Source organism: Nocardioides sp. SYSU D00065, from assembly GCF_017916425.1.
Lineage (GTDB): Bacteria > Actinomycetota > Actinomycetes > Propionibacteriales > Nocardioidaceae > Nocardioides.
In genome coordinates this window covers 1,321,457-1,345,050 of sequence record NZ_JAFMSX010000001.1, presented here as the reverse complement: position 1 = coordinate 1,345,050, position 23,594 = coordinate 1,321,457, and the positions used below count along the sequence as shown (strand labels likewise).

The following is a 23,594-nucleotide window of genomic DNA, read 5'->3' as shown; positions in this document are numbered from 1 at the left end:
CTGCCCGCGGGCGCAACCGCGAGCCACCCGGCGAGCCGGGCGTGACGACCGCGCAGGTGGTCAGCGGCGACGGCTGCTGCGCTGTCGGGCGATCAGCTCGTCGTGGAGGTGGCGCTCACCGCGGCGCAGGTGCCAGTCGCCGCCGGAGTCGAGCTCCCAGGCGGTCGTCTGCTCGTCGAGGGCGAGGTCGAGCAGCGAGCGCACCTGCTCGACGACGTGCGGGTCGCGCAAGCGTACGAGCACCTCGACGCGGCGGTCGAGGTTGCGGTGCATCATGTCGGCCGAGCCGATCCACGCGGCCGGAGCGCCGTCGTTCTCGAACCAGAACACCCGGCTGTGCTCGAGGAAGCGTCCCAGCACCGAGCGGACCCGGATCGTCTCCGACAGCCCGGGCACGCCGGGTCGGAGCGCACAGATGCCGCGGACCACCAGCTCGACCGGCACGCCGGCCTGCGAGGCGAGGTAGAGCGCGTCGACGACAGCCTCGTCGACGATCGAGTTCGCCTTGATGCGGATGCCGGCGCGGCGTCCCGCCTCGTGGTGGGCGATCTCCTGGTGGATCTGGGCGATCAACCCCTCGCGCACGCTGTGCGGGGCGACCATGAGGTGGTCGTAGGTCCGGTTGCGGCTGATCCCCGACAGGTTGTTGAACAGCAGCGCGACGTCCTCGCCGATCTCCGGGTCGGCGGTGAGCAGCCCCAGGTCCTCGTAGACGCGCGCCGTCTTGGGGTTGTAGTTGCCGGTGCCGAGGTGGACGTAGCGCTTGATGCCGTCGGGCTCGTCGCGCACCACCATCGACAGCTTGCAGTGGGTCTTGAGCCCCACGAGGCCGTAGACGACGTGGCAGCCGGCGTGCTCGAGCTTGCGGGCCCAGCGGATGTTGGCCTGCTCGTCGAAGCGCGCCTTGATCTCCACGATCACCAGGACCTGCTTGCCCGCCTGCGCGGCGTCGATGAGGGCCTCGATGATCGGGCTGTCGCCGGAGGTGCGGTAGAGCGTCTGCTTGATCGCCAGCACGTGCGGGTCGGCCGCCGCCTGCTCCAGGAAGCGCTGGACCGAGGTGGCGAACGAGTCGTAGGGGTGGTGCAGCAGCACGTCGTGACGCGCCACGGAGTCGAACACGTCGACGGGGGAGGACGACTCGACCTCGGCCAGGCTGGGGTGGGTCGAGGGGAGGAAGGCGGCGTACTTGAGGTCGTCGCGCGGCAGGTCGGCGATGGAGTGCAGGCCGGTCAGGTCGAGCGGACCGGGCAGGGACACCACCTCGTCGCGGCCCACGCCGAGCTCGGAGACCAGGAGCTCGAGGACCTTCGGAGCGATGGACTGCTCGACCTCGAGCCGGACGGGAGCCCCGAACCGACGGCGGAGGAGCTCCTTCTCCAGTGCCTTGAGCAGGTTCTCCGCGTCGTCCTCCTCGACCTCGAGGTCCTCGTTGCGGGTGACGCGGAACGTGTGGGAGCCGAGCACCTCCATGCCCGGGAACAGCTTCTTGAGGTGCTCGCCGATCACGTCCTCGATGGGCACGAAGCGTTGGTTGCCGACGTCGATGAACCGGCCGAAGGTCGGCGGCACCTTGACGCGCGCGAAGTGCTCGGTGCCGGTCTTGGGGTGGCGGACCACGACGGCCAGGTTGAGCGACAGGCCGGAGATGTAGGGGAACGGGTGCGCGGGGTCGACGGCCAGCGGGGTGAGGACCGGGAAGATCCGGTCCTTGAAGAGCTTCTTGCAGACCTTCTGCTCCTCGCGGTCGAGGTCGGCCCACCGGACGATCTGGATGCCTTGGGCGCCCAGCTCGGGAAGCAGGTCCTGGAGCGTGCGGGCGTGCCGCTCCATGAGCTCGCGGCAGCCGGCCCACAGCTGGTCGATCTGCTCGCGGGGCATCAGGCCGCTGGCGGCCCGCACCGCGACGCCTGCGTCGATGCGCCGCTTGAGCCCGGCCACGCGGACCATGAAGAACTCGTCGAGGTTGCTGGCGAAGATCGCCAGGAAGCGCACGCGCTCGAGCAGCGGCACCTCCGGGTCCTCGGCCAGCTCGAGGACGCGCTGGTTGAAGCGGACCCACGAGAGCTCGCGGTCGATGAAGCGGTCCTCGAACTTCTCCACCGCATCGATCGCCGCAGCGTCCGGGACGTACGGCGGCTCGACGTCGAAGGTGTCGCTGGGGTGTCCGAAGGGCTCCGCGACCGGGCCCTCCTCGACCGACGGGGAGACAGCGCTGGTGAGAGTGGCCGAATCGGACATGCGTCCCAGTGTGGCACCGGGAGGTGAACGCCAGATGACGTCTCGTCCACCTCGGGTCGAGAGCCGGATCGAGAGCCGAGGTCAGTAGACGAGGGCCTGGACGCCGTCGCCCAGGACCTGCTCGGCGAACACCGCCGCGCCGGCGATGCTCACCCCGTCGCGCAGGTCACCCTCGACGATGCCCCGGCGTGCCGCGCACTGCGAGCAGACGGTGACCGAGCCGGAGATCTGGACGACAGCCATCAGCTGGTCGAGCGGCGTCGCGAGGTCGAGGGCGAACTCCTCGGCGCGGCCGGGCACCCCGAACCACGCGGCCTGTCCGGTGAGCCACAGCGAGACCTCGGCGCCTGCCGCCGCGGCGGCCGCGGCCACGGTGAATCCCTGGTTGCAGCGCTCCGCGTCCTCGGCGCCGCAGGTGACCTTGACGACCAGTGAGCGAGCCATGGCCACACCCTAGAGTGGAGCCATGCCCTTCGAGCTGCCGGACAACCTGCATCCCAACTGCGGCCCCGTCGCATGGCTGCTCGGCACCTGGCGAGGCAACGGGCACGGCGACTACCCCACGATCGAGCCGTTCCAGTTCGGCCAGGAGCTCATCTTCACCCACGACGGCCGACCGTTCTTCCACTACATGTCGCGCGCCTGGATCGTCGACGAGGACGGCGCGTTCGTGCGCGACGGCGCGATGGAGACCGGCTTCCTGCGCTGTCCGGAGCCGGGGAAGGTGGAGCTTCTGCTCGCGCACAACACGGGCATCTCCGAGATCTGGTACGGCGCGGCCGAAGGCGGCCGGATCGAGATGCACACGGCCGGTGTCTCCTTCACCGAGACCGCCAAGGAGGTGACGGCCGGGTCGCGGATGTACGGCAACGTGGAGGGCGACCTGCTGTACGCCAACGACCTGGCGGCCGTGGGCCAGGAGCTCCAGCCCCACACCTGGGCGCGGTTGCAACGCGCATGAGCGACGACCCTGGGACCGGCTCGGGGGAGAGCCTCGCCGCCCGGCTCCGGGAGCAGGGACTGCGGCTCACGCCGCAGCGGGAGCTGATCCTGCGCGCCGTCGAGGAGTTGCGGCACGCCACCCCCGACGAGGTGCTCGCGCACGTCCGCGGGCAGGTGAGCTCGGTCAACGCCTCGACCGTCTACCGCACGCTCGAGGTGCTCGAGGAGCTGGGGCTCGTGCGCCACACGCACTTGAGCGACCGCGCGCCGACGTACCACTCGACCGACGAGCACGAGCACGTGCACGTGGTGTGCCGCCACTGCGGCGACGTCCAGTCCTACGCCCCTGAGCTCGTCGCCCCGGTCGTGGCAACCCTGGCTGCCGACGGGTTCACGATGGATGTGGGGCATCTGGCGATCTTCGGGGTGTGCGCGGGGTGCGCGTCGCAATCCCCGGCTAGCCGGGGAACCTGAAGGTTCCAGGCCGAAGTTTCGGGGGTGAGGCTCCAGTTTCCCCGGCTAGCCGGGGAACGCAACCGCAGCGCCCGACCCATTGCAAGAGTACTTTCGAAAGAGTACTTTCCACCCATGCCTGAGTACCGCCGCCTGCGCGACCCCCGCGCCCTGACCGCTGTCGCGCACCCCGTCCGGATGGGCATCCTGGAGCTGCTCACGATCGAGGGGCCGCTGACCGCCAGCCAGCTGGCGGAGCGGCTCGACGAGTCGCCGGCCAACTGCTCCTGGCACCTGCGCAAGCTCGCGGAGCACGACTTCATCGAGGAGGCCGAGGGCGGCACCGGCCGTCAGCGACCCTGGCAGATGAGCCAGGTCGGACTGAGCTGGGGTGACGAGCCGGACACCGGTCCGGAGGAGCGGCGCGCGGGCGAGGCGCTGGCCCGCGCGATGCTGGAACGCTGGGTCGACCGCTACCTCGACTCCTCGGCCCGGCTCGCCGAGTCCGACCCCGAGTGGCGCGCGGCCGGCGAGCTCACCCAGACCATGGGGTGGCTCACCCGCGAGGAGCTGCGCGAGGTCAACGACCAGGTCGCGGCGCTCATCCGCGCCTACGAGGGCCGGCTGGCCGACCCCGCGTCACGGCCGGAGGGCTCGCGACTGGTCGAGCTCGTCGCGTGGGGCGCCGCCGTCGAGGTGACCCGGTGAGGGCCGCGTTCGCGCAGCCGGGCTTCTCGCGACTCTTCGCCGGGCTGTCGACCTCGATGCTCGGCGACTCGATCATGCTGCTGGTCCTCAGCATCTGGGTGAAGACGCTGACCGGCTCCAGCGCGATGGCCGGCTTCACGTTCTTCTTCATGTGCATCCCGGCGATCTTCGCCCCGCTCGTGGGTGTGTGGATCGACCGGATCATGCGCAAGCCGATGCTGGTGTGGGGCAACGTGCTGTCCGCCGTCGCCGTGCTGCCCCTCCTGCTCGTCCGCGACGCGGGCGACGTGTGGATCATCTGGACGGTCGCCGGCCTCTACGGCGTGAGCTTCGTGGTGCTGCCGGCCGGACTCAACGGGCTGCTCAAGGAGCTCATGCCCGAGCAGATGCTGGTCGACGCCAACTCCAGCATCCAGACGGTGAAGGAGTCCTACCGGCTCTTCGGCCCGCTGCTCGGCGCCGCGCTCTTCGCGTGGCTCGGGGGCTGGGCCGTCGCACTGGTGGACGCGGCGTCGTTCCTCGTCGCGGCTGCCGTCATCGCGACGATCCGGGTCGAGGAGGAGTCGCCCGAGCCGGAGCAGGGCGCCTACTGGACCCAGCTCAGCGACGGCCTGCGCCACCTCGTCCGCGACCGGGTGCTCGCTCACCTGCTCATCGGGTTCGGGATCTCGATGCTCGTGCTCGGCTTCACCGAGTCGGCGATCTTCGCGCTGACCGACCACTTCGGCCGCGCCGCGACGTACGTCAGCGTCATCGTGTCCGTGCAGGGCATCGGTGCGGTGGTCGGCGGTGTCGCGTCCGCCCGGCTCGTACGCCGCTTCGGCGAGGTCGCGACGAGCACGCTCGGGCTCGTCCTGCTCGGGGTCAGCGCCCTGGGCATCGCCGCGTCGCCCGTCATGGCGGGCGTCCTGGTGAGCATCACCCTGTTCGGGGCCTCGCTGCCGCTGCTGGTGGTGGCCTACATGACGATCCTCCAGCGACGCACCCCGCAGCGCCTGATGGGGCGGGTGTCCACGGCCGCGGAGGTGGTGATGACGGTGCCGACGGCGGTCTCGCTCGCTCTCGGCGCCGCGCTCGTCACGGTGGTGGACTGGCGGTGGATCTTCCTCGTGATCGGTGCGGCGACGCTGGTCGGTGCCGGGCACGTGGCCTTCTGGCTGCGTGCCGAGCTGCGCGGGCGTACGACGGAGCCGGACCCGCTCGACGAGCCTCCCGCTGCTCTCGATCCCTCCTCGCCGCTGGGGCCGGGCGTGGGGGCGGCCTAGTCTGGAGGCATGCCCAGCCCTCTCCTCGCCCTGCCCGGGGCCGTCGCCGGCGACGGCGTCGACGCGCCGGTGGCGGCGCACTACGGCTCCTTCAACACCGAGCAGCGCAGCCTGGTGGCGGGCGAGGGGTTCGTGGACCTCTCCCATCGCGACGTCCTGCGCATCGCCGGCCCGGACCGGCTCTCGTGGCTGCACAGCCTCACCACCCAGTACTTCGACGGACTCGCACCCGGCGCCTGGACGCAGGCACTCATCCTGAGTCCGCAGGGACACGTCGAGCACGCCTTCGCCGGCGTCGACGACGGCGAGTCCTTCACCGCCCACACCGAGCCGGGCGCGGGCGCGGCCCTGGTCGAGTGGCTCGAGCGGATGAAGTTCATGACGCGGGTCGAGGTCTCGCTCGTCGACGACCTCGCCGCGATGTGGCGCCCGGGCGAGGGCAGCGGTCGCTACGACCTGGTGCCCCGCGACCGGCTCGAGGCGTACGCCCACGCGGCCGGCCCGGCGGCGGGCATGTGGGCCTTCGAGGCGCTGCGCATCGAGCGCGGCGAGCCGCGGTTCGGTCTCGACACCGACCACCGCACGATCCCCAACGAGGTCGGCTGGATCGGGGCGGCGGTGCACCTCGACAAGGGTTGCTACCGGGGGCAGGAGACGGTCGCGCGGGTCCACACGCTCGGTCGCCCGCCGCGCCGGCTGGTGCTGCTGCACCTCGACGGCTCGGAGAACCGCCTCCCGCCCGCCGGGTCACCGGTGTCCCTCGATGGCCGCGACCTCGGCTTCGTCGGGTCGAGCGCGCGCCACCACGAGCTCGGTCCGATCGCGCTGGCACTGGTCAAGCGCAACGTGCCGGTCGAGGCCACGCTGTCCGTCGACGGCATGCCGGCGGCCCAGGAGGTCGTCGTCGACCCCGAGGTCGGGCTGCACGTCCGGCCGCTGCGCTGACGGCGCTCCGGTCACGGACCGCGTCCGGCGCGACGCGATCCGGACGCGCGGCGGGAGCGGCTCAGGTACGGCGCCGGTACTGCACGTGGGTGTCGCTCGTCGCGTGCGCGAACCCGAGGCGTGAGTACACCGCCACGGCCGGCGCGTTGTCGGACTCGACGTAGAGCAGGACCTCGTCGACACCGAGGGCGGCCAGGTGGTGCAGCCCGGCGAGGGTGAGCACCCGCCCGAGGCCGCGGCCCTGGGCTTGCGGGGCGACGCCGACGACGTACACCTCGCCCAGACGGGCGTCGTGCTGCTTGGTCCAGTGGAAGCCGAGCATCCCCGAGGAGTCCTCGGCGACCAGGAGCCCGGCGGGGTCGAACCACGGCTCGGCCATCCGGCGGGCCAGGTTGGCCTCGTCCATCGCCCCCTGCTCGGGGTGGTGGGCGAAGGCGGCGGCGTTGACCGCCACGACGTCGGCGGCGTCGGAGTCGCGGTAGGCCCGGATGGTGACGCCGGGCGGCACCTCGAGCGGCGGCATGACGAGGGCGGCGTCACGACGCATCACCCACAGCTCGCGCACCCGCTCCCAGCCGTGGCCCTCGGCGAGCCGGGCCGCGGCGGGGTGGTCCCCGTGGGACCAGGCGGTCAGGGCGCCGGCGTACGCCGCCTCGACCCGCGCCAGCAACGCCGAGCCGATCCCCCTCCCGCGCGCGGCGGGCCGGACGACCAGCGAGAGGTCGTCCGCGTGGACCAGGGCGAACCCGTCGTCCTGCGTCAGCACCTCGACGGTGCCGTCGGCGAGCGCCATGCGCGTCGCCTCGTCGAGCGGGTCGGCGCCGTCGGCCGCGGCCGACTCGTCCGCGATGGCGGTGATGTGGTCCACGCCCTCGACCCTAGCCAGCCGAGCGGCCGGGCAGGCGTCAGTGGTTCGCCGACTCCGCGTCGGCCGCCGCCTCGCGGGTGGGCACCACGAAGCGGTAGCCGACGTTGCGGACCGTGCCGATGTGGTGCTCGTGCTCGGTGCCGAGCTTGGCGCGCAGGCGGCGCACGTGGACGTCGACGGTGCGGGTGCCGCCGAAGTAGTCGTAGCCCCAGACCTCCTGGAGCAGCTGCTCGCGGCTGAACACCCGGCCGGGGTGCTGCGCGAGGTACTTGAGGAGCTCGAACTCCTTGTAGGTGAGGTCGAGCGCGCGCCCGCCGATGCGCGCGGTGTACGTCGCGTCGTCCACCACGACCTCGCCGCGGCGGATGACGTGGGCGGCCGGGTCGTCCGGAGCGGCGGCGCTGCTGCGCCCGATCGCCAGGCGGATGCGCGCGTCCAGCTCGGCCGGTCCGCACGTGTGGAGGACGACGTCGTCCATCCCCCAATCGTGCGCGACGACCGCGAGACCACCCTCGGTGACCACGAGCAGGACCGGGGCCTCGGTGCCGGTGGTGCGGATCAGCCGGCACAGGTCGCGGGCCGCGGCGAGGTCCTGGCGACCGTCGACGAGCACCAGGTCCGCGTCGGGTGCCTCGAGCAGGGCGCTGCCCTGGGCGGGAAGGATCCGTACGCTGTGGGACAGCAGCGCCAGTCCGGGCAGCACCTCGGCCGAGGGCTGCAGGGCGCCGGTGAGCAGAAGCAGCGCGCTCATGGCCGACCCTCCTCGTCTTCGGGGACCTGGGTGTGGGGCTCGGGAGTGAGGAAGGATAGCCCGCATGAGTGCCGCACCCGAGCGTGATCGAGGTCGTGAGACGGTCACCGTGCGCTACTGGGCGGGCGCCCGGGCGGCGGCGGGCACGGCCGAGGACACCTTCGAGGTCACCGACGGGCTCACGCTCGCCGACCTCGTCGAGCAGGTGCTGGCGCGCCATCCCGACGACCGGATGGCGCGCACGGTCGCGGTCTGCTCCGTGCTGGTCGGCGACCAGCCCGTCCGCTCGCAGGACCCCGCCGCCGTCGTCGTCCCTCCCGGGTCGGTGGTCGAGCTCCTGCCGCCCTTCGCCGGCGGCTGAGCGTCGCGGGCGGGGCTGCCGCCAGTCCGCGCGGGAGGCGCAGAGGCGCGCCCGCGCCCGGACAGCGGTGGTCTAGGCTGCCGCCGCAGGCAAACGGGGGTGCCTAACGGGGGATGCCCATTTGCTGCGATCCGTCAGGTTCACAGTGAGAGGAAGCGCAATGGGAAGCACCCACCTGCGCCGGTCTCGTCGTGCCCTGGCCGCGACCGCCATGCTCGGCATGGTCGGTGGCAGCCTGGTGGCGACGAGCGCGGCGAACGCGGCCGTGATGGTCAGCGGCAGCACGATCGACCCGAGCGGCAACTACGTCGAGGGCTCGGTCACCGTCTACACCGAGTCCGGCAGCTACGTCGACACCTACTACGCCGAGGGCGGGGCGTTCGACATCCCGCTCCCCGACGGCGCGTACAAGCTCCAGTTCTACCCCTCGCCCGAGTTCGCGACCGAGTGGTACCGCGACAAGCCCGACGAGGCCTCCGCCGACGTCGTGACGGTCGCCGGCGCGGCGCAGACGCTGCCGGCGTGGACCATCGACCGCGCTCCGAGCGTCGGTGGCGTCGTCCGCACCGTCGACGGCCGCGGTGTCCGCAACGCCCGCGTGGAGGCGTACGACGCGGCCACCGGCACCCTCGTCGGCGCCGACTCCACCGACCGCGCGGGCCTGTTCCGCATCGGCGCGTCCGTCCCGGTGAAGCTCGTCTTCGAGGGCTACGACCCCGACACCGGCGACACGCTCGCGACCGAGTGGTTCAACGACAAGCCCTCGCAGGCGACTGCGGACCCGGTGGCCCCGACCGCCGCCGGCGCCGACGTCGGCGTGGTGACCCTCGCCCCCGGCGGCACGATCGGCGGCCGGATCACCAACGAGGCGGGCGCGCCGCTGCACCGCGCGCAGGCGTGCACGGACGGCTCCTGTGACTGGACGGACGCCAACGGCGTCTACCTCATCGAGGGCGTCGACACCGGTCAGCACGAGGTGACCTTCGTCGACCCGATCGGCGAGTACGTCGGCGAGTCGTGGAACAACGTGCCGTTCGACTCCCCGCTCGACCCGACCCTGGTCACCGTCGGTCCGGGGCAGGCTGTGACCGGCATCGACGCAGCGCTCGCGGCCGCGACCACCGCGGCACCCAACGGCGTGGACGTCAGCGGCATCGTCCGCGACGAGCTCGGCGGCCTCGGCGTGGGCTACCGCATCGACCTGTACGACACGCCTGCCGACCCGCGCGACGCGAAGGCGGTCGCGAGCACGTACAGCAACCGCGCCGGCCAGTACCACTTCGCCCAGCTCGACCGCATCGGCGGCGAGACGGAGTTCAAGATCATGGTCCAGGGCGAGGGACCGCGTGAGGACGGCGACTTCTCCCGTCGCACGACGTGGTCGGGCAACGCGCTGGGCTACGACACCGCGGCCGTGCTGACCGCCGCCCCCCGCACGATGGACTTCACCCTCCCGGTCGCCGGCGGAGTGAGCGGTGCGGTGACCAGCGAGGCCGGCGGGGTGCTCGACAGCCCGAGCGTGTCCTTCCGCGATGCCGAGCAGAACTACGCGGGCTACGCGCAGGACATCGCGCTGAACGGCACGTTCGACGAGCGCACGCTGTGGCCCGGCACCTACACGGTGCAGTTCGGCGCTGCCGACCACGTCCCGGAGTGGTGGAAGGACGCCCTCCCCGAGCACGCCACCACCATCACCGTGCGTCCTGGCCAGGTCGTGACCGGCATCTCCGCAGCGCTCACCAAGGACGTCAAGGCAGTGGAGCGTCCCGAGATCGAGGGCCAGGCCTGGGTCGGCAAGCCCCTCCGCCTCGACGTCGGCCGGTGGAACACCCAGGCCCGCTCGAAGTTCAGCTACGAGTGGCTCGTCGGCAGCACGGTCGTCGCGACCGGCCCGACTCTCGAGCTGCGCAAGTCCCACCTGGGCAAGAAGGTCACCGGCCGCGTCACCAACGACGCCGGCTTCGCGCTCGGCCAGGCGCTGACCACCGCGACCGCCAAGGTCGGCTACCAGCCGAAGCTCAAGGCGAAGGTGTCGCGCAAGGCGGCCGCCATGACGCTCAAGGTCAAGCCGCTGAAGGCCAAGAAGGTCAAGGCGAGCGTCGTGGTCTACGAGGTCGCCGGCACCAGGGCCAACGGCGAGCCCAAGCTCAAGAAGCTCGGCAAGGGCAAGATCGCCAAGGGCAAGGGCGTCGTGCGGTTCAAGAAGCCGCTCCGCGCCGGCAAGCACAAGCTGGTGTTCCGCATCAGTGGCGCGGGCAAGGTCGGGTCCGGTGACCTGACGCAGAAGGTCAAGATCAAGCGCTGAGCTCCAGCTCAGCACCCACCGCGGGGCCCCGGGACGATCCGGGGCCCCGTCGTGCTCTCCAGCGCGGAACAATCGCGGGCACCGCACGTGTTGCACACGACGTGAGCACCGGAGCCTGGATCGCCGCCGCGGCCGTCGTCGTGACCGTGGCGGTGGGTCTGTGGCGACTGGCGACCGACGGCCGGTTCCGCGTCGCGGCCGCTCCTGCGCCGCAGGAGCCCGCCGACGCCGCACCCCCGGCCGTCCCGCCGGGCGCCGAGCTCGTGGCCTCCGTCGGCGGCGCCCTCGGTGGACGTGCCACGCTGCTCCAGTTCTCCAGTGCGTTCTGCGCGCCGTGTCGCGCCACCCGACGGGTGCTCGGCGAGGTCGCCGACCTCGTCGACGGGGTGACCCACGTCGAGGTCGACGCCGAGCAGCATCCCGACGCGACCCGCACGTTCGGCATCCTGCGCACCCCGACGACGGTGGTGCTCGACCCGTCCGGAGCCGAGGTGACCCGTGCTGCGGGCGCCCCGTCGCGCGACCAGGTCCTGGCGGCCGTGGCGCGCGTGGGATCTCACGATGCGGATGGCACGCTCAACAAGTGAGACGAGGGGCGGACGGGATGGATGGACGGCCTACTGTCGTGGGCATGTCCTCGACCCTGCTCACCCGGCGCCGCGCAGTCGACCACTGCCGCGTGCGCTCGGCGCTGTGTCGAATGTCGTAGCGGTCCCGCCCTCCTGAGCACCCGCGCGTCCGTACGCCGGACCGTGCTCTCCGGCGGGACCCGAGCGCCGCGTCCCACGGGCGGCGCTGCCCGGCCCGCCGCGACGACCACCTCAGGAGAGACATGACGACCACAGCCACGCCCGGCACCACGCCGGGCACCAGGACGACCAGCGCGGCGCCGGCACCGCCTGGCGCCATCGACCCGCGTGCACCGCAGCTGGCTGCCGCCGTGACGTCCGTGGTCCTCGTCGCGGTGCTGCTGCTCCCGCCGCCCGCCGCTCTCGCGCTGCTCGCCGCGCAGGCTGTGCTCTTCGGGCTCGGCGCGGTCCGCGGCGTGACGGCGACGCCGTACGCCTGGTTGTTCCGGACCCTCGTGCGACCGCGGCTGGCGCCCCCGGCCGAGTGGGAGGCACCCGAGCCGCCGCGCTTCGCCCAGGGAGTGGGCTTCGCGTTCGCCGTCGTCGGCCTGGCCGCGATGCTGGCGGGCGCGACGGTCGTCGGCCAGGTCGCCGTCGGGGCCGCGCTCGTCGCCGCGCTCCTCAACGCCGGCTTCGGGCTCTGCCTCGGCTGCGAGCTGTACCTCCTGCTCCGCCGCGCCACCGCTCGGCGCATCGCCACCTGACCCGCCACCTGACCCCTCCACCCACCCCGCACACGACTCACCACCAGCAAGGAGCACATCACCATGAGCCGCGAGAACTCGCTCGTCACCGCCCAGTGGGTCGAGGACAACCTCGACACCGACGGGATCGTCCTCATCGAGGTCGACGAGGACACCACCGCCTACGACAAGGGCCACATCAGGGGCGCCATCAAGCTCGACTGGACCACCGACCTCCAGGACCAGGTCCGTCGCGACTTCGTCAACAAGGCGCAGTTCGAGGCGCTGCTGTCCGAGCGGGGCGTGTCCAACGACGACACCGTCATCCTCTACGGCGGAAACAACAACTGGTTCGCCGCCTACGCGTACTGGTACTTCAAGCTCTACGGCCACCAGGACGTCAAGCTCCTCGACGGCGGCCGCAAGAAGTGGGAGCTCGACTCGCGCGAGCTCACCGACGCGGTGCCGACGCGCGAGCGCACGTCGTACACCGCGACCGAGCAGGACACCTCGATCCGCGCCTTCCGCGACGAGGTCGTCGCCGCGATCGGCACGCAGAACCTCGTCGACGTGCGCAGCCCCGACGAGTACGCCGGTCGGCTGCTCGCCCCGGCGCACCTCCCGCAGGAGCAGGCCCAGCGCGCCGGACACATCCCGACCTCGGTCAACGTGCCGTGGAGCAAGAACGCCAACGACGACGGCACCTTCAAGTCCGACGAGGAGCTGGCCGCGCTCTACGACGAGGTCGGCTTCGACGCCGACAAGGACACCATCGCCCTGTGCCGCATCGGGGAGCGCTCGTCGCTCACCTGGTTCGTCCTCACCGAGCTCCTGGGCCGCAAGAACGTCAAGAACTACGACGGGTCGTGGACCGAGTACGGCTCGCTCGTCGGCGTCCCCGTGGCGCTCGGTGACGAGCCCGGCCAGGCGGACGGGACGAGCGCCTGATGTGCGGCGCGACCGAGGGCGGGCTGTCGCTCGACGGCGTCGACGTGGCCAAGGAGGCGGTGATCCAGGGTCAGGTGCTGCGCGCCGGTGACGAGCCGGTGCCCAACGCCTACGTCCGCCTGCTCGACCGCACCGGGGAGTTCACCGCCGAGGTGCCCACGTCCGCGACCGGCCACTTCCGGTTCTTCGCCGGCGACGGTGAGTGGACGCTGCGCACCCTCGCGCCCAAGGCGGAGCCGGTCGACACCCGTGTCGTCGCCGCCACCGGCTCGGTGGCCGAGGTGCAGGTGCTGGTCGGCGCCTGACCGGCTCCCGCCTCACGGAACCGCCCCGCGACCCGCGGGGCGGTTCCAGCAATTTCCTCGCAGTTATCCCGAAGTCGCCCCGCCCCGCGCGCCCGCGTCCTACCGTGGGAGTTCCGCTCCGGACGCGAAGGGATCGCGTGATGCATCAAGCGAGCCTGCCCGTGACCGACGACCTGTGGCGCCTCACCGTGGAGCACTCGCCGGTCGGGACGGCCCTCGTCTCCATCACCGGTGACTTCCTCACCGCCAACGCGGCCCTGTGCGACATGCTCGGCTACGACGCCGGCGCGATGACGACGATGGCGTTCCAGGACATCACCCACCCCGACGACCTCGCCAGCGACCTGGCCCTCGCCACCCGCACGCTGGCCGGGACGATCCCCAGCTACCGCATCACCAAGCGCTACATCCGTGCCGACGGCTCCCTCCTGGTCGGCGACCTCTCCGTCGCGCTGCTGCGCGATGCCGATGGTGCCCCGCTGCACTTCATCTCGCAGATCGCCGACCTCACCGAGCGCCACGCGTTCGCGGAGCGGCTCGACGCGGCCGAGGCGGCTGTGGAGTCCGAGCAGCGCAAGGCCGAAGCGGTGTTCGACACCGTGGCGGTGGGCCTGCTGCTGCTCGATGCCGACGGCACCTACCAGGGCTACAACTCCCGTCACCAGGACTTCATGGACCTCGCGTTCCCCCACGGCCACCGCGGTCGGGTGGGCCAGACCGGCTACCTCTACGACGCCGAGCAGGCCCGACCGCTCAGCTCCGAGGAGATGCCCACGGTGCGGGCGGTCGCGGGCGAGGAGTTCGACGACTTCCTCATCTGGGTCGGGGAGGACCCGGAGTCGCGCCGGGCGCTGTCGGTGTCGGCGCGATCGGTCCGCGACCGTGTCGGCACGCTCACCGGCGCCGCGCTGGCCTACCAGGACGTCACCGAGCTGATGCGCGCGATCCGGGTCAAGGACGACTTCGTCACCTCGATCTCGCACGAGCTCCGCACGCCCCTCACCTCCGCCATGGCCCACCTCGAGCTGCTGGAGGACTCAGCCGAGATCGGTCCCGCTGCCCGACCGCGCGTCGCCGCCGCCCGCCGCAACGTCCAGCGCCTGTCGCACCTCGTGGCGGACCTGCTCTTCTCCACCCGGGCCACCTCCGGCTCGCCGCTGGTCGACCCCTATCGGGTCGACCTCGTGACGATCCTCGCCGAGGCGCTGGAGGCAGCCGCGGTGGACGCCGCGCAGGCCGGGGTCACCCTCGAGTCGGACCTGCCGGACTCCCTGGTCGCGGTCGTCGACGGCATGCGGTTGCGGCAGCTGGTCGACAACCTGGTCTGCAACGCGATCGCCTACACGCCGCGCGGCGGCCGGATCGTCGTCGCGGTGACCTCGTGCGAGACCCACGTGCAGCTCAGTGTGGCCGACGACGGCGAGGGGATCGACCCCGAGGACCGCGACCACGTCTTCAACCGGTTCTACCGCGGTCGCAACGCGCGCCGCCTCCAGGTGCCCGGCACCGGTCTCGGCCTGAGCATCGTGCGCGCCGTCGCCGAGGCGCACGGCGGAGGGGTGTCGCTCGAGAGCACCCCCGGCGGGGGCACCACGGTGTGCGTGGTGCTGCCCCGCTGAGGGTGCTCCCGGTGCGGCCGCTCAGCTGCCGCTGTTGATCATGCCGGCACCGACGGTCACGCCGGTCGCCTCGTCGATCAGGATGAACGAGCCGGTGGTGCGGTTCTTGGAGTACGGGTCGCACAGCAGCGGCACGGTGGTGCGCAGCTGGACGCGGCCGATCTCGTTGAGCCCGAGCTCCTTGGTGTCCTGGTCACGGTGGAGGCTGTTGACGTCCAGGCGGTACTGGATGTCCTTGACCATGGCCCGGCCGGTGCGGGTGGTGTGCTTGATGGCCAGCTTCTGCCGCGGCTTGAGCGGCTCGTTGGTCATCCAGCAGACCATCGCGTCGATGTCCTGGCTGGGCTTGGGGGCGTTCTTGGGCCGAGCGATCATGTCGCCGCGGGAGACGTCGACGTCGTCCTCGAGGTGCACGGTGACGGACATGGGCGGGAACGCCTCGGCGATCTCCTGGTCGAAGAGCTCGACCTTGGCGATCTTCGACGGCATCCCGGAAGGGAGGACGACGACCTCGTCGCCCTTCTTCAGCACGCCGCCGGCGACCTGGCCGGCGTACCCGCGGAAGTCGTGGTAGGCGTCGGACTTGGGGCGGATGACGTACTGCACCGGGAAGCGGGTGTCGACGAGGTCGCGGTCGGAGGCGACGTGGACGTGCTCGAGGTGGTGCATGAGCGTCGGCCCGGAGTACCAGGGGGTGTTCTCGGAGCGGTTGACGACGTTGTCGCCCTGCAGCGCCGAGATCGGGATGACCTCGAGGTCGGGGATGTTGAGCTTCGTCGCGAACTGCGTGAACTCGCGGTGGATCTTCTCGTAGACCTCCTGCGACCAGTCGACCAGGTCCATCTTGTTGATCGCGAGCACCAGGTGGGGCACGCGGAGCAGCGACAGCAGCACCGCGTGGCGGCGCGACTGCTCGGTGAGGCCCTGGCGGGCGTCGACCAGCACGAGGCCCAGGTCGGCGGTCGAGGCGCCGGTGACCATGTTGCGGGTGTACTGGATGTGGCCCGGGGTGTCGGCGATGATGAACTTGCGGTTCGGGGTCGCGAAGTAGCGGTAGGCCACGTCGATCGTGATGCCCTGCTCGCGCTCGGAGCGCAGGCCGTCGGTCAGCAGCGCCAGGTCGGTGTAGTCGTAGCCCTTGGACTGGCTGGTCGACTCCACCGCCTCGAGCTGGTCCTCGAAGATCGACTTCGAGTCGAGCAGCAGGCGACCGATCAGGGTCGACTTGCCGTCGTCGACGGAGCCGGCCGTCGCGAAGCGGAGCAGGTCCATCTGGCCCTGGGCGGTCGTGTGGGAGTCGGTGGTGGCCATCAGAAGTAGCCTTCCTTCTTGCGGTCTTCCATGGCGGCCTCGGAGAAGCGGTCGTCGCCACGGGTGGCGCCGCGCTCGGTGACCCGGGCGATGGCGATCTCGTCGATGATGGCGGCGGTGTCGGTCGCGGTCGACTCGACGCAGCCGGTCTGGGTGCGGTCGCCGACGGTGCGGAAGCGCACCGTCTTGGTCACCGGCGTCTCGCCGGCCTTGGGCTGGATCTCCGGGCCGACCGACAGCAGCATGCCGTCGCGCTCGATGACCTCGCGCTCGTGAGCGAAGTAGATCGAGGGGATCTCGATCTGCTCGCGGTGGATGTAGTGCCAGATGTCGAGCTCGGTCCAGTTGGACAGCGGGAAGATGCGCATGTGCTCGCCGGCGTGGATCCGGCCGTTGTAGAGGCTCCACAGCTCGGGGCGCTGGTTCTTGGGGTCCCACTGGCCGAAGTCGTCGCGGTGGGAGTAGACCCGCTCCTTCGCGCGGGCCTTCTCCTCGTCACGCCGCCCGCCGCCGAAGGCGGCGGTGAACCCGTTCTCCTCGATCGCGCCGAGCAGCGTGCCGATCTGCATGCGGTTGCGGCTGGTCTTGCCGTCGTCGACCACGTGACCCGCGGCGATCGCCTCGTCGATCGTGGCGACGATCATCCGCGCACCCAGGCGCTCGACCCACGAGTCGCGGGTGGCCAGCACCTCGGCGAAGTCCAGGCCGGTGTCGACCTGCAGCAGCGGGAACGGCAGCTTGGCAGGGAAGAACGCCTTCTCCGCCAGGCGGAGCATCACGATGGAGTCCTTGCCACCCGAGAACATCAGGACCGGCTTCTCGAACTCGGCGGCGACCTCACGGAAGATGTGGATCGACTCCGCCTCGAGCTGGTCCAGCTGACTCAGCTGGTAGTCGACGTGGGTGTTGGTCATGGCGTGGCGAGGACCTCTCTAGGGACAGCAGCGTTCATCGTAGCGACGTGGAACGCCTCGGCGAATTCGCATGGCCGGGCGTGGTCGGACAGACTCGGGCGAATGAGCCGCGCCCCCCGACTCGCGTCCCGTCCCCGACCGCGCCGGCTGGTCGGCGGAGTGCTGGTCGTGGCCCTGCTCGGTGCCGGGTGCTCCGCGGCCGAGGAGGCCGGCCCGCCGTCGTACCGGGACAGCGACGCGCTCGAGGTGCGGGTGCTGCCCCAGCTCGCGGCGACCGGCGAGGATCCCGAGCCGGCCGACGACGCCGCCTGGGTCGTGGCGGCCACCGTCGAGGACGCCGAGGCAGGCACGCCCGTGAGGCTCTTCGCCGAGGACGGCGACGACTGGACGTCCGTCTCGGAGCAGGAGACCGACGCCGACGGCGAGGTCGCGCTGACCACCCGCACGCCCGGTGTGCTGCACGTCGTGGTCGGCGAGGGCGAGGACGCGGTCGGCGCCGAGGTCTCGACCGACGACGCCCCGGAGGCCAGCTTCACCGACGACTTCGAGCGGGACACCGTCGACGAGGCAGACGGCACGTGGCACACCCGCGACCAGGGTCACGTCGGCGTGCGCATGTGCTCGCGGGCCGATCCCCGAGGCGCCGAGGTGCTCGACGGCGTCCTGCGGCTGAGCGTGCTCGACGACCCTGCCAGGGGGCAGTGCCGGCTGCCGGGCCGCCGCAAGCAGTTCCCATACCGCCTCAACGGGCACGTCGGCACCGAGGGCGTCTACGGCTTCACCTACGGCTTCGCCGCCGCCCGCATCAAGGCGCAGTCCGCCCGCGGCCAGCACGCGGCGTTCTGGATGCAGGCCGTCGGCGGCCAGTCCGCCGGCGGCGCCCGGACCGGCGGCGCCGAGATCGACGTCATGGAGTACTTCGGCGACGGCCACCCCGAGGGCGGCCTCACCAGCTTCGCCTACTGGCTGGACGAGGACGGCAGGAAGCAGACCTCCGGCGGGTGGGTGCGCGACCTCGACCAGTACGGCGAGGGCTGGGCCGAGCAGTACCACGTGTTCTCGGTCGAGTGGACGCCCGAGGAGTACGTCTTCCGCATCGACGGCCAGGTCACGCACCGGCTGGAGGGCGAGACCTCGGGGCGCCAGGAGTTCCTGATCCTGAGCCTGCTGTCCTCCGACTACGAGCTGCCGCGCTTCAACGGCGAGCTGCCCGAGCACATGGATGTCGACTGGGCGCGGGTCTGGGAGACCGGTCCGCGCTAGGGCGTGTCGAGCACGAGGGTGAGCGGCCCGTCGTTGACGCTCTCGACCTGCATGTCGGCGCCGAACCGCCCGCGCTCGACGTGGGCACCGAGCCGCTCGAGCTCGGCGCACACCGCGTCGTACGCCGGCTCGCTCACCGGGCCCGGCGCGGCGGCCTGCCAGGTGGGGCGCCGGCCCTTGCGAGCATCGCCGTGGAGCGTGAACTGGCTCACGACGAGTACTGGCGCGCCGACGTCGCTGAGGCTGCGTTCCTCGCGCAGCAGGCGCAGGTCCCAGATCTTGCGCGCGGTCCAGGCGACCTCCGCGGCGCCGTCGCCGTGGGTGACGCCGAGGTAGACCAGGAGCCCCGGACCGTCGATCCGGCCGACCTCCTCGCCGTCGACCCGGACAGTGGCGGAGGAGACCCGCTGGATGACGGCGCGCATGGTGCAAGGATGCCGCCATGCCCGATGCCCTGCTGATCACGGTCGCTCCCACCGGTGCCGAGACCGCGAAGGCCGACTGTCCGCAGCTGCCCACCACGCCCGAGGAGATCGCGCGCACCGCGGCCGAGTGCGAGGCGGCGGGCGCCGCGATGATCCACATCCACGTCCGCGACGCCTCCCACCGGCCGACCCTCGACCAGGCCCTCCTGCGCGAGTGGGTGGCCGCCGTGCGCGAGAGCTCGTCGCTGGTCGTGCAGCTCTCCACCGGCGGCTCGGTGCACGATCCGCTGGACGAGCGGCTCGAGGTGCTCGACGCCGAGCCCGACTCGTGCAGCCTGACGATGGGCACGACCAACTTCGGCGACGACGTGTTCCTCAACCCCTGGCCGTTCGTCAAGGACCTCTACCAGCTGGCGCTCGAGCGCGGCGTCGCCCCCGAGTTCGAGCTGTTCGACCTGGGCCAGGTGCATGCCCTCGGCCGCCTCCTGCGCGAGTACGGCCTCCCTGCGGGTGGCAAGGTGCACGTCGACTTCGTCATGGGTGTCCCCGGCGGCATGCCCGGCACGGCCCCGGCCCTGGTCGCCGGCGTGGCCGCCCTGCCTGCCGAGGTGACGTCGTGGTCGGCGACCGGGATCGGCCGCTCGACCCTCGCCGTCGCGATGGCGTCGCTGTCGATGGGCGGTCACCTGCGCGTGGGCATGGAGGACGTGCTGACGATCAGCCGCGGCGTGCCCGTCGAGTCCAACGCGCAGCTGGTCTCTCGCGCCGCCGAGCTCGGCCGGATCACGCAGCGGACACCGATGACGCCCGCCCAGTGCCGGGAGCTGCTCGGCCTGGCGTGAGGGCCGCTTCTCGCCGCTGCCGCCCGCGACACGCGTACGACGCCCGCTTCTCGCCGCGCCCGATCCGGCGGGCGGCCGTGCTCCGGCCCCTCAGGCGGCGACCGGCAGCGACATGGCCGCGCGCACGGTCCGCACCACCACGTGGGGCGCGAACATCACCTGCTCCCAGGTGAAGCGCAGCACCGTCCAGCCGGCGACGACCAGTGCGTTGTAGCGCACGCAGTCGGCGTCGTGCTCCGACCTGCCGGCGTGGAAGGCCCACGAGTTCGCCTCGATGGCCAGCGCGCGGAAGGGGTCGGCGAGGTCGGGGTGGTAGGTCACTCCCCCGATGGCGGTGGCCCACTGCGGGACGACGTCGATCCCGGCGTCGACCAGCACCGCTCGCAGCACCGACTCGAAGGGGTTGGCGGCGAGCGCGGTGGCGTGCTCCAGGACCCGGCGGACGTGAGCCGGGGTGTCCGGCCGCAGCGTCGCGAGCAGGTCGTCGTGGTCGAGGTCACCGTGCCGGAGTGCGGAGTCGGCGACTGCGAGCGCCTCGTCGAAGGGCAGCTCGGCCGCGCAGTCGAGCACGGTGCGCCGCGGCGAGGTCGCCCAGCCGTCCCGGTCCCTCGGCGGAAGCCAGCCGTAGGCCACCTCCGCGCGGACCGGCGCTCGCGGCCGGCGAGGAGCGACGACCTGGGGGTGGCGGGCAGGCCACTTCGTCTCCCAACCCCAGTGCGCGGCTGCGCAGAGCAGCCGCAGGTGGCCGCCCACCTCCCGGGCCACGGCCTTCGCCTCGTCCGCCGTCGGCAGCGCGTATCGCCCGCGGGACACCCGCACGACCCGTCCCTCGTCGACTGCCCGCCGCAGCCTCTTGCGCGTGGTGAGGCTGAGGACCTGAGCCGTCGACGCGATCCCACCGAGGCGGGCGAGGGCGGCGACGGGATCCACGGGGTCAGCCTGGTCCGCAGGAGGTGCGTGCGCGACCGGTCATCCACAGGGGCCGATCCGGCGCGGCTGCGCTCCCGACACGCCGTACGACGGCCACGACACGCCGCGGCCCGGAGGCCGGGCGGCAGCGCTCGGGCCCGTCAGGAGCGGTCGACCTTCTTCATGCCCACCAGGCCCGGGCGGTAGGTCGGGTCCTCGAGCTGGGCGATGGTGGGGGACCCGAACATCGGCAGGCCCTGCTGCTTGCGCAGGAACCCCCACACGATCGGGAGGATCAGCAGCACGGCGATGCCGACACCGGCGATCAGCATCGGGTGCGTCTCCTCCACGCCCAGCGGCGCCCAACCGGCCTTGTCCAGCAGCGCGACGCCGCTCATGGTCAGGACGATGACGATGCCGCGGCGGATGAAGGACTGGGGCACGCGCGGGGCGAGGGCGGAGCCCATCAGCGTGCCGGGGACCGAGCCCAGGAGCAGTGGGATGAGGATCCCCCAGTCGATGCCGTGCAGCACGATGTTGGACACCGCGGCAGCCAGGACCAGGGGGACGGCCTGCACCAGGTCGGTGCCGACGAGCTTCACCGCGGACAGGCCGGGATAGAGCATCAGCAGCGCGATCATGATGACCGAGCCGGAGCCGACGCTGGTGATGCCCACGAGGAGCCCGCCGAGCGCGCCGACGAGCAGCGTGGGGATCGGGCGCAGCCGCGGGTCGTCGTCGGGGTGCTGGCCTCCGCGCACCCGCAGCAGGTTGAGGTACAGGCGCAAGGCGTACGTCGCCGCGGCCAGCAGCAGCGCGAAGCCGATGCAGAGCAGGAGCGTCTCGTCGATGTCCTCGGGGTCGACCACCCAGGCGAGCAGGTGTGGCCCGAGCAGCGCCATCGGGATCGACCCGATCATCAGCCACATCGCGAGCTTCATGTTGGGTGAGCCCTCGCGCTTGTGCACGATCGCTCCGCCGCTCTTGTAGACGGCTGCTGCGGTGAGGTCCGCGGTCACGACGGTGGCGGCCTCGCCGACGCCGAGGAAGATCAGCGCGGGGGTCATCAGGGCGCCGCCGCCCATGCCGGTCAGGCCGACCACGATGCCGACGAAGAACCCGGCAGCGAGGATCGAGAAGAAGGTGGCGGTGACCCAGTCCATCAGTCCTCCCGAGCGGCCGAGGCGCCGGTCAGGCGGGGGACTATGTCGCGCAACATGGCAGTGATTGTGCCCGTTGCCGTCCGGGAGGCCGCCGTGCCCCGCCGGTAGGGGTCCGCGACGTCGTGCTCGGGCAGGGTCGGCGTACGTCGCCGCCCAGCCGCCTCGACGAGCTCGCGGCCGTCCAGGCCCGGCAGCTCCGCGATGGTCGCTGCGAACTGGCCGAGGGTGAACACCTTGCGGTGCAGCTGCGGGAAGTCGTCGAGGATGTGCTCGCGGTGCACCGACTCGGCCGTGAGCACCAGGTCCACGTCGCTCAGCACGGCGGCCGTCAGGGCGCGGCTGCGGAACGCGTCGGCCGCGCCCTTTGGGAGGGTCGCGACCATGTCGGCGTCCATCGCGTGACCGTCCACCGCGTGGGTGCCCGAGCTGGCGAAGACGACGTCGGCGTCACCTGCCAGGTCGCGCGCGATCAGCTCCATCGCGGGCGAGCGGCAGATGTTGGCGGTGCACACGAAGAGCACCTTGAGCGGCTCAGGCATCGGTGCCTGTCAGGTGGAGGTGACCGGCCTCGTCGAGCGCGACCAGGACGTCGTGGAGGGCGTCCTCGATCGTCCGACCGGTGGTGTCCACCCGCACCGCCGGGTCGAGCGGCTCCTCGTAGGGCGAGGAGATGCCGGTGAACTCGGGGATCTCGCCGGCCCGTGCCTTGGCGTAGAGCCCCTTGCGGTCACGCCGCTCGCACTCCTCCAGCGGCGTGGCGACGTGGACGAGGAAGAACGCGCCCCCGGCGTCCTCGACCATCTGCCGCACCTGCTCGCGCGTCTCGGCGAACGGCGCGATCGGCGAGCAGACCGCGACCCCGCCGTGCCGGGAGATCTCGGCGGCCACCCAGCCGATGCGGCGGATGTTGGTCTCGCGGTCGGCCCGCGAGAAGGTCAGCCCGGCGGAGAGGTGGCGGCGTACGACGTCGCCGTCGAGGCTCGTGACCGAGCGGCCGCCCTGCTCGAGCAGCCGGTCCATCAGCGCCCGGGCCAGGGTGGACTTGCCGCTGCCGGACAGGCCGGTGAAGAAGAGCACCAGGCCCTGGTCCTCCGGTGCGGGCCGGTCCTGCTCGACGATCGCGGCGATGCGGTCGGGGTGGGCGGCGGTCTCCGCGCCCCGGTCCGGCAGCGCGTGCACCGGGTCGGGACCGGCGTACGTCGCGACGACCTGCGCGCCGAGGGCATGGTCGGCCTCCGCGTCCCCGTGCGCGGGCAGGGGCACCGCGACGACGGCCGCGTCGTCGAGGAGCGCGGCGGCGGCGAGGGACGCCCGCACCAGGGCGACCGGGGACAGGGCAGCGGTCCCGGTGCCCATCAGGGCGACCAGGACGACGCGACCCAGGCCGCGCAGCTCGTCGAGGTCGGCGTCGGTGAGCGCGTCGACGACCGGCACGAACGTCGCGCCGGCGTGCTGCTCGCGGGCCTGCGACGGCGTCAAGTGCAGGCGGCGGAAGGGTCCGTACTGCGCGGAGGCGAGCGGCTGCAGCGTGCCGTCGCGCGAGACGCGCGCCAGCGGCAGCCCCTCGGGGTCGACCAGCTCGGCCTCGTCCACGCCGTCGGGCAGGTGGAGGGTCACCACGCTCCCCGGCTCGTTGAACCGGGTGGTCGGCGCGTAGGCGCCGGAGACGAGGAGCTCCAGGTCGTCGAGCTCGGTCGGCGTCGGGCAGTGCTGGATCACCCGCGCATCCTCTCACTGCCGCGGT

25 protein-coding genes are annotated in these 23,594 nt (G+C 72.0%); 14 read left to right on the top strand and 11 right to left on the bottom strand.

Features of this window, described 5'->3' with window-relative positions:
* Positions 1–60: 60 nt before the first annotated feature.
* Both J3P41_RS06385 and J3P41_RS06380 read right to left on the bottom strand, forming a co-directional pair.
* Entirely contained in the window at positions 61–2,241 is a 2,181-nt protein-coding gene (locus tag J3P41_RS06385) for an RNA degradosome polyphosphate kinase (protein WP_210649360.1), read from the bottom strand.
* An 81-nt stretch (positions 2,242–2,322) separates the two neighbouring features.
* Complete coding sequence (locus tag J3P41_RS06380; protein ID WP_210649359.1) at positions 2,323–2,685, bottom strand: DsrE family protein; 363 nt, start codon at positions 2,683–2,685, stop codon at positions 2,323–2,325.
* Between the two features lie 22 nt (positions 2,686–2,707).
* Between J3P41_RS06380 and J3P41_RS06375 the strand changes: the two genes are divergently transcribed.
* From J3P41_RS06375 to J3P41_RS06355, 5 genes are all read left to right on the top strand, one after another.
* Positions 2,708–3,202: an FABP family protein gene (locus J3P41_RS06375; protein WP_210649358.1), complete on the top strand. Its 495-nt coding sequence runs from the start codon at positions 2,708–2,710 to the stop codon at positions 3,200–3,202.
* A complete protein-coding gene (locus J3P41_RS06370; protein WP_210649357.1) occupies positions 3,199–3,657 on the top strand; it encodes a Fur family transcriptional regulator in 459 nt (152 codons plus the stop codon). The genes J3P41_RS06375 and J3P41_RS06370 overlap by 4 nt, the downstream gene beginning before the upstream one ends.
* 114 nt (positions 3,658–3,771) lie before the next feature.
* Positions 3,772–4,344 carry a helix-turn-helix domain-containing protein gene (locus tag J3P41_RS06365; RefSeq protein WP_210649356.1) on the top strand — a complete coding sequence of 191 codons (573 nt, stop codon included), beginning with the start codon at positions 3,772–3,774 and terminating at the stop codon, positions 4,342–4,344.
* The gene (locus J3P41_RS06360; protein ID WP_210649354.1) at positions 4,341–5,609 is read left to right on the top strand and encodes an MFS transporter; all 1,269 of its coding nucleotides are present in this window, start codon (positions 4,341–4,343) and stop codon (positions 5,607–5,609) included. Before J3P41_RS06365 ends, J3P41_RS06360 begins: the two co-directional genes overlap by 4 nt.
* 9 nt (positions 5,610–5,618) lie before the next feature.
* Positions 5,619–6,554, top strand: coding sequence for a folate-binding protein YgfZ (locus tag J3P41_RS06355; protein ID WP_210649352.1), 936 nt, complete (start codon positions 5,619–5,621; stop codon positions 6,552–6,554).
* Positions 6,555–6,615: 61 nt separating this feature from the next.
* Here the strand turns inward: J3P41_RS06355 and mshD are convergent, their stop codons facing one another.
* Both mshD and J3P41_RS06345 read right to left on the bottom strand, forming a co-directional pair.
* On the bottom strand, positions 6,616–7,422 hold the full coding sequence (mshD, locus tag J3P41_RS06350; RefSeq protein ID WP_210649351.1) for a mycothiol synthase: 807 nt from the start codon (positions 7,420–7,422) through the stop codon (positions 6,616–6,618).
* Between the two features lie 37 nt (positions 7,423–7,459).
* Positions 7,460–8,173, bottom strand: a complete 714-nt coding sequence (locus tag J3P41_RS06345) for a response regulator transcription factor (protein WP_210649350.1) — start codon at positions 8,171–8,173, stop codon at positions 7,460–7,462.
* 64 nt (positions 8,174–8,237) lie between these two features.
* Here J3P41_RS06345 and J3P41_RS06340 point away from each other — a divergent pair, with 64 nt between their 5' ends.
* The 7 genes from J3P41_RS06340 to J3P41_RS06310 all read left to right on the top strand — a co-directional run bounded on the left by J3P41_RS06340 (position 8,238) and on the right by J3P41_RS06310 (position 15,023).
* Positions 8,238–8,534 carry a MoaD/ThiS family protein gene (locus J3P41_RS06340; protein ID WP_210649348.1) on the top strand — a complete coding sequence of 99 codons (297 nt, stop codon included), beginning with the start codon at positions 8,238–8,240 and terminating at the stop codon, positions 8,532–8,534.
* Positions 8,535–8,694: 160 nt separating this feature from the next.
* On the top strand, positions 8,695–10,839 hold the full coding sequence (locus tag J3P41_RS06335) for a hypothetical protein (protein ID WP_210649347.1): 2,145 nt from the start codon (positions 8,695–8,697) through the stop codon (positions 10,837–10,839).
* A 101-nt stretch (positions 10,840–10,940) separates the two neighbouring features.
* On the top strand, positions 10,941–11,426 hold the full coding sequence (locus tag J3P41_RS06330) for a thioredoxin family protein (RefSeq protein ID WP_210649346.1): 486 nt from the start codon (positions 10,941–10,943) through the stop codon (positions 11,424–11,426).
* Positions 11,427–11,671: 245 nt separating this feature from the next.
* Positions 11,672–12,172: a DUF4395 domain-containing protein gene (locus J3P41_RS06325; RefSeq protein ID WP_210649345.1), complete on the top strand. Its 501-nt coding sequence runs from the start codon at positions 11,672–11,674 to the stop codon at positions 12,170–12,172.
* A gap of 63 nt (positions 12,173–12,235) precedes the next feature.
* Positions 12,236–13,099 carry a sulfurtransferase gene (locus J3P41_RS06320; RefSeq protein ID WP_210649343.1) on the top strand — a complete coding sequence of 288 codons (864 nt, stop codon included), beginning with the start codon at positions 12,236–12,238 and terminating at the stop codon, positions 13,097–13,099.
* Positions 13,099–13,404, top strand: a complete 306-nt coding sequence (locus J3P41_RS06315) for a DUF1416 domain-containing protein (protein WP_210649341.1) — start codon at positions 13,099–13,101, stop codon at positions 13,402–13,404. The genes J3P41_RS06320 and J3P41_RS06315 overlap by 1 nt, the downstream gene beginning before the upstream one ends.
* A 140-nt stretch (positions 13,405–13,544) precedes the next feature.
* Entirely contained in the window at positions 13,545–15,023 is a 1,479-nt protein-coding gene (locus tag J3P41_RS06310) for a PAS domain-containing sensor histidine kinase (protein WP_210649340.1), read from the top strand.
* A 21-nt stretch (positions 15,024–15,044) separates the two neighbouring features.
* On the opposite strand, the gene cysN is transcribed toward J3P41_RS06310, so the two are convergent.
* Positions 15,045–16,334 (bottom strand): sulfate adenylyltransferase subunit CysN, encoded by a 1,290-nt coding sequence (cysN, locus tag J3P41_RS06305; RefSeq protein ID WP_210649338.1) that lies wholly within the window; start codon positions 16,332–16,334, stop codon positions 15,045–15,047.
* Positions 16,334–17,248, bottom strand: coding sequence for a sulfate adenylyltransferase subunit CysD (cysD, locus tag J3P41_RS06300; protein ID WP_210649337.1), 915 nt, complete (start codon positions 17,246–17,248; stop codon positions 16,334–16,336). Before cysD ends, cysN begins: the two co-directional genes overlap by 1 nt.
* Before the next feature lie 102 nt (positions 17,249–17,350).
* On the opposite strand from cysD, the gene J3P41_RS06295 reads away from it, so the two are divergent.
* Positions 17,351–18,511 (top strand): family 16 glycosylhydrolase, encoded by a 1,161-nt coding sequence (locus J3P41_RS06295; protein ID WP_210649336.1) that lies wholly within the window; start codon positions 17,351–17,353, stop codon positions 18,509–18,511.
* On the opposite strand, the gene dtd is transcribed toward J3P41_RS06295, so the two are convergent.
* Entirely contained in the window at positions 18,508–18,936 is a 429-nt protein-coding gene (dtd, locus tag J3P41_RS06290) for a D-aminoacyl-tRNA deacylase (RefSeq protein WP_210649334.1), read from the bottom strand. The genes J3P41_RS06295 and dtd overlap by 4 nt on opposite strands.
* 17 nt (positions 18,937–18,953) lie before the next feature.
* Here dtd and J3P41_RS06285 point away from each other — a divergent pair, with 17 nt between their 5' ends.
* The gene (locus J3P41_RS06285) at positions 18,954–19,778 is read left to right on the top strand and encodes a 3-keto-5-aminohexanoate cleavage protein (protein ID WP_210649332.1); all 825 of its coding nucleotides are present in this window, start codon (positions 18,954–18,956) and stop codon (positions 19,776–19,778) included.
* Positions 19,779–19,868: 90 nt separating this feature from the next.
* Here J3P41_RS06285 and J3P41_RS06280 read toward each other — a convergent pair whose 3' ends face one another.
* The 4 genes from J3P41_RS06280 to cysC form a co-directional block, all read right to left on the bottom strand.
* A complete protein-coding gene (locus tag J3P41_RS06280; RefSeq protein ID WP_210649331.1) occupies positions 19,869–20,708 on the bottom strand; it encodes a type IV toxin-antitoxin system AbiEi family antitoxin domain-containing protein in 840 nt (279 codons plus the stop codon).
* Positions 20,709–20,848: 140 nt separating this feature from the next.
* The gene (locus tag J3P41_RS06275; protein ID WP_246861469.1) at positions 20,849–21,850 is read right to left on the bottom strand and encodes a sulfite exporter TauE/SafE family protein; all 1,002 of its coding nucleotides are present in this window, start codon (positions 21,848–21,850) and stop codon (positions 20,849–20,851) included.
* Positions 21,850–22,389 (bottom strand): hypothetical protein, encoded by a 540-nt coding sequence (locus J3P41_RS18565; RefSeq protein WP_246861468.1) that lies wholly within the window; start codon positions 22,387–22,389, stop codon positions 21,850–21,852. Before J3P41_RS18565 ends, J3P41_RS06275 begins: the two co-directional genes overlap by 1 nt.
* On the bottom strand, positions 22,382–23,569 hold the full coding sequence (cysC, locus tag J3P41_RS18560) for an adenylyl-sulfate kinase (RefSeq protein WP_307861850.1): 1,188 nt from the start codon (positions 23,567–23,569) through the stop codon (positions 22,382–22,384). Before cysC ends, J3P41_RS18565 begins: the two co-directional genes overlap by 8 nt.
* Positions 23,570–23,594 lie beyond the last annotated feature (25 nt).

Excerpts from the sequence above, each read along its gene's own strand:
- J3P41_RS06380 (WP_210649359.1), bottom strand. The coding sequence starts at position 2,685 with ATGGCTCGCTCACTGGTCGTCAAGGTCACCTGCGGCGCCGAGGACGCG.
- cysN (WP_210649338.1), bottom strand. The coding sequence starts at position 16,334 with ATGGCCACCACCGACTCCCACACGACCGCCCAGGGCCAGATGGACCTG.
- J3P41_RS06365 (WP_210649356.1), top strand. The coding sequence starts at position 3,772 with ATGCCTGAGTACCGCCGCCTGCGCGACCCCCGCGCCCTGACCGCTGTC.
- J3P41_RS06315 (WP_210649341.1), top strand. The coding sequence starts at position 13,099 with ATGTGCGGCGCGACCGAGGGCGGGCTGTCGCTCGACGGCGTCGACGTG.
- J3P41_RS06310 (WP_210649340.1), top strand. The coding sequence starts at position 13,545 with ATGCATCAAGCGAGCCTGCCCGTGACCGACGACCTGTGGCGCCTCACC.
- J3P41_RS06345 (WP_210649350.1), bottom strand. The coding sequence starts at position 8,173 with ATGAGCGCGCTGCTTCTGCTCACCGGCGCCCTGCAGCCCTCGGCCGAG.
- J3P41_RS06275 (WP_246861469.1), bottom strand. The coding sequence starts at position 21,850 with ATGGACTGGGTCACCGCCACCTTCTTCTCGATCCTCGCTGCCGGGTTC.
- dtd (WP_210649334.1), bottom strand. The coding sequence starts at position 18,936 with ATGCGCGCCGTCATCCAGCGGGTCTCCTCCGCCACTGTCCGGGTCGAC.
- J3P41_RS06340 (WP_210649348.1), top strand. The coding sequence starts at position 8,238 with ATGAGTGCCGCACCCGAGCGTGATCGAGGTCGTGAGACGGTCACCGTG.
- J3P41_RS06385 (WP_210649360.1), bottom strand. The coding sequence starts at position 2,241 with ATGTCCGATTCGGCCACTCTCACCAGCGCTGTCTCCCCGTCGGTCGAG.
- J3P41_RS06320 (WP_210649343.1), top strand. The coding sequence starts at position 12,236 with ATGAGCCGCGAGAACTCGCTCGTCACCGCCCAGTGGGTCGAGGACAAC.
- J3P41_RS18565 (WP_246861468.1), bottom strand. The coding sequence starts at position 22,389 with ATGCCTGAGCCGCTCAAGGTGCTCTTCGTGTGCACCGCCAACATCTGC.
- J3P41_RS06375 (WP_210649358.1), top strand. The coding sequence starts at position 2,708 with ATGCCCTTCGAGCTGCCGGACAACCTGCATCCCAACTGCGGCCCCGTC.
- J3P41_RS06295 (WP_210649336.1), top strand. The coding sequence starts at position 17,351 with ATGAGCCGCGCCCCCCGACTCGCGTCCCGTCCCCGACCGCGCCGGCTG.
- cysD (WP_210649337.1), bottom strand. The coding sequence starts at position 17,248 with ATGACCAACACCCACGTCGACTACCAGCTGAGTCAGCTGGACCAGCTC.
- J3P41_RS06325 (WP_210649345.1), top strand. The coding sequence starts at position 11,672 with ATGACGACCACAGCCACGCCCGGCACCACGCCGGGCACCAGGACGACC.
- J3P41_RS06335 (WP_210649347.1), top strand. The coding sequence starts at position 8,695 with ATGGGAAGCACCCACCTGCGCCGGTCTCGTCGTGCCCTGGCCGCGACC.
- J3P41_RS06285 (WP_210649332.1), top strand. The coding sequence starts at position 18,954 with ATGCCCGATGCCCTGCTGATCACGGTCGCTCCCACCGGTGCCGAGACC.
- J3P41_RS06370 (WP_210649357.1), top strand. The coding sequence starts at position 3,199 with ATGAGCGACGACCCTGGGACCGGCTCGGGGGAGAGCCTCGCCGCCCGG.
- J3P41_RS06355 (WP_210649352.1), top strand. The coding sequence starts at position 5,619 with ATGCCCAGCCCTCTCCTCGCCCTGCCCGGGGCCGTCGCCGGCGACGGC.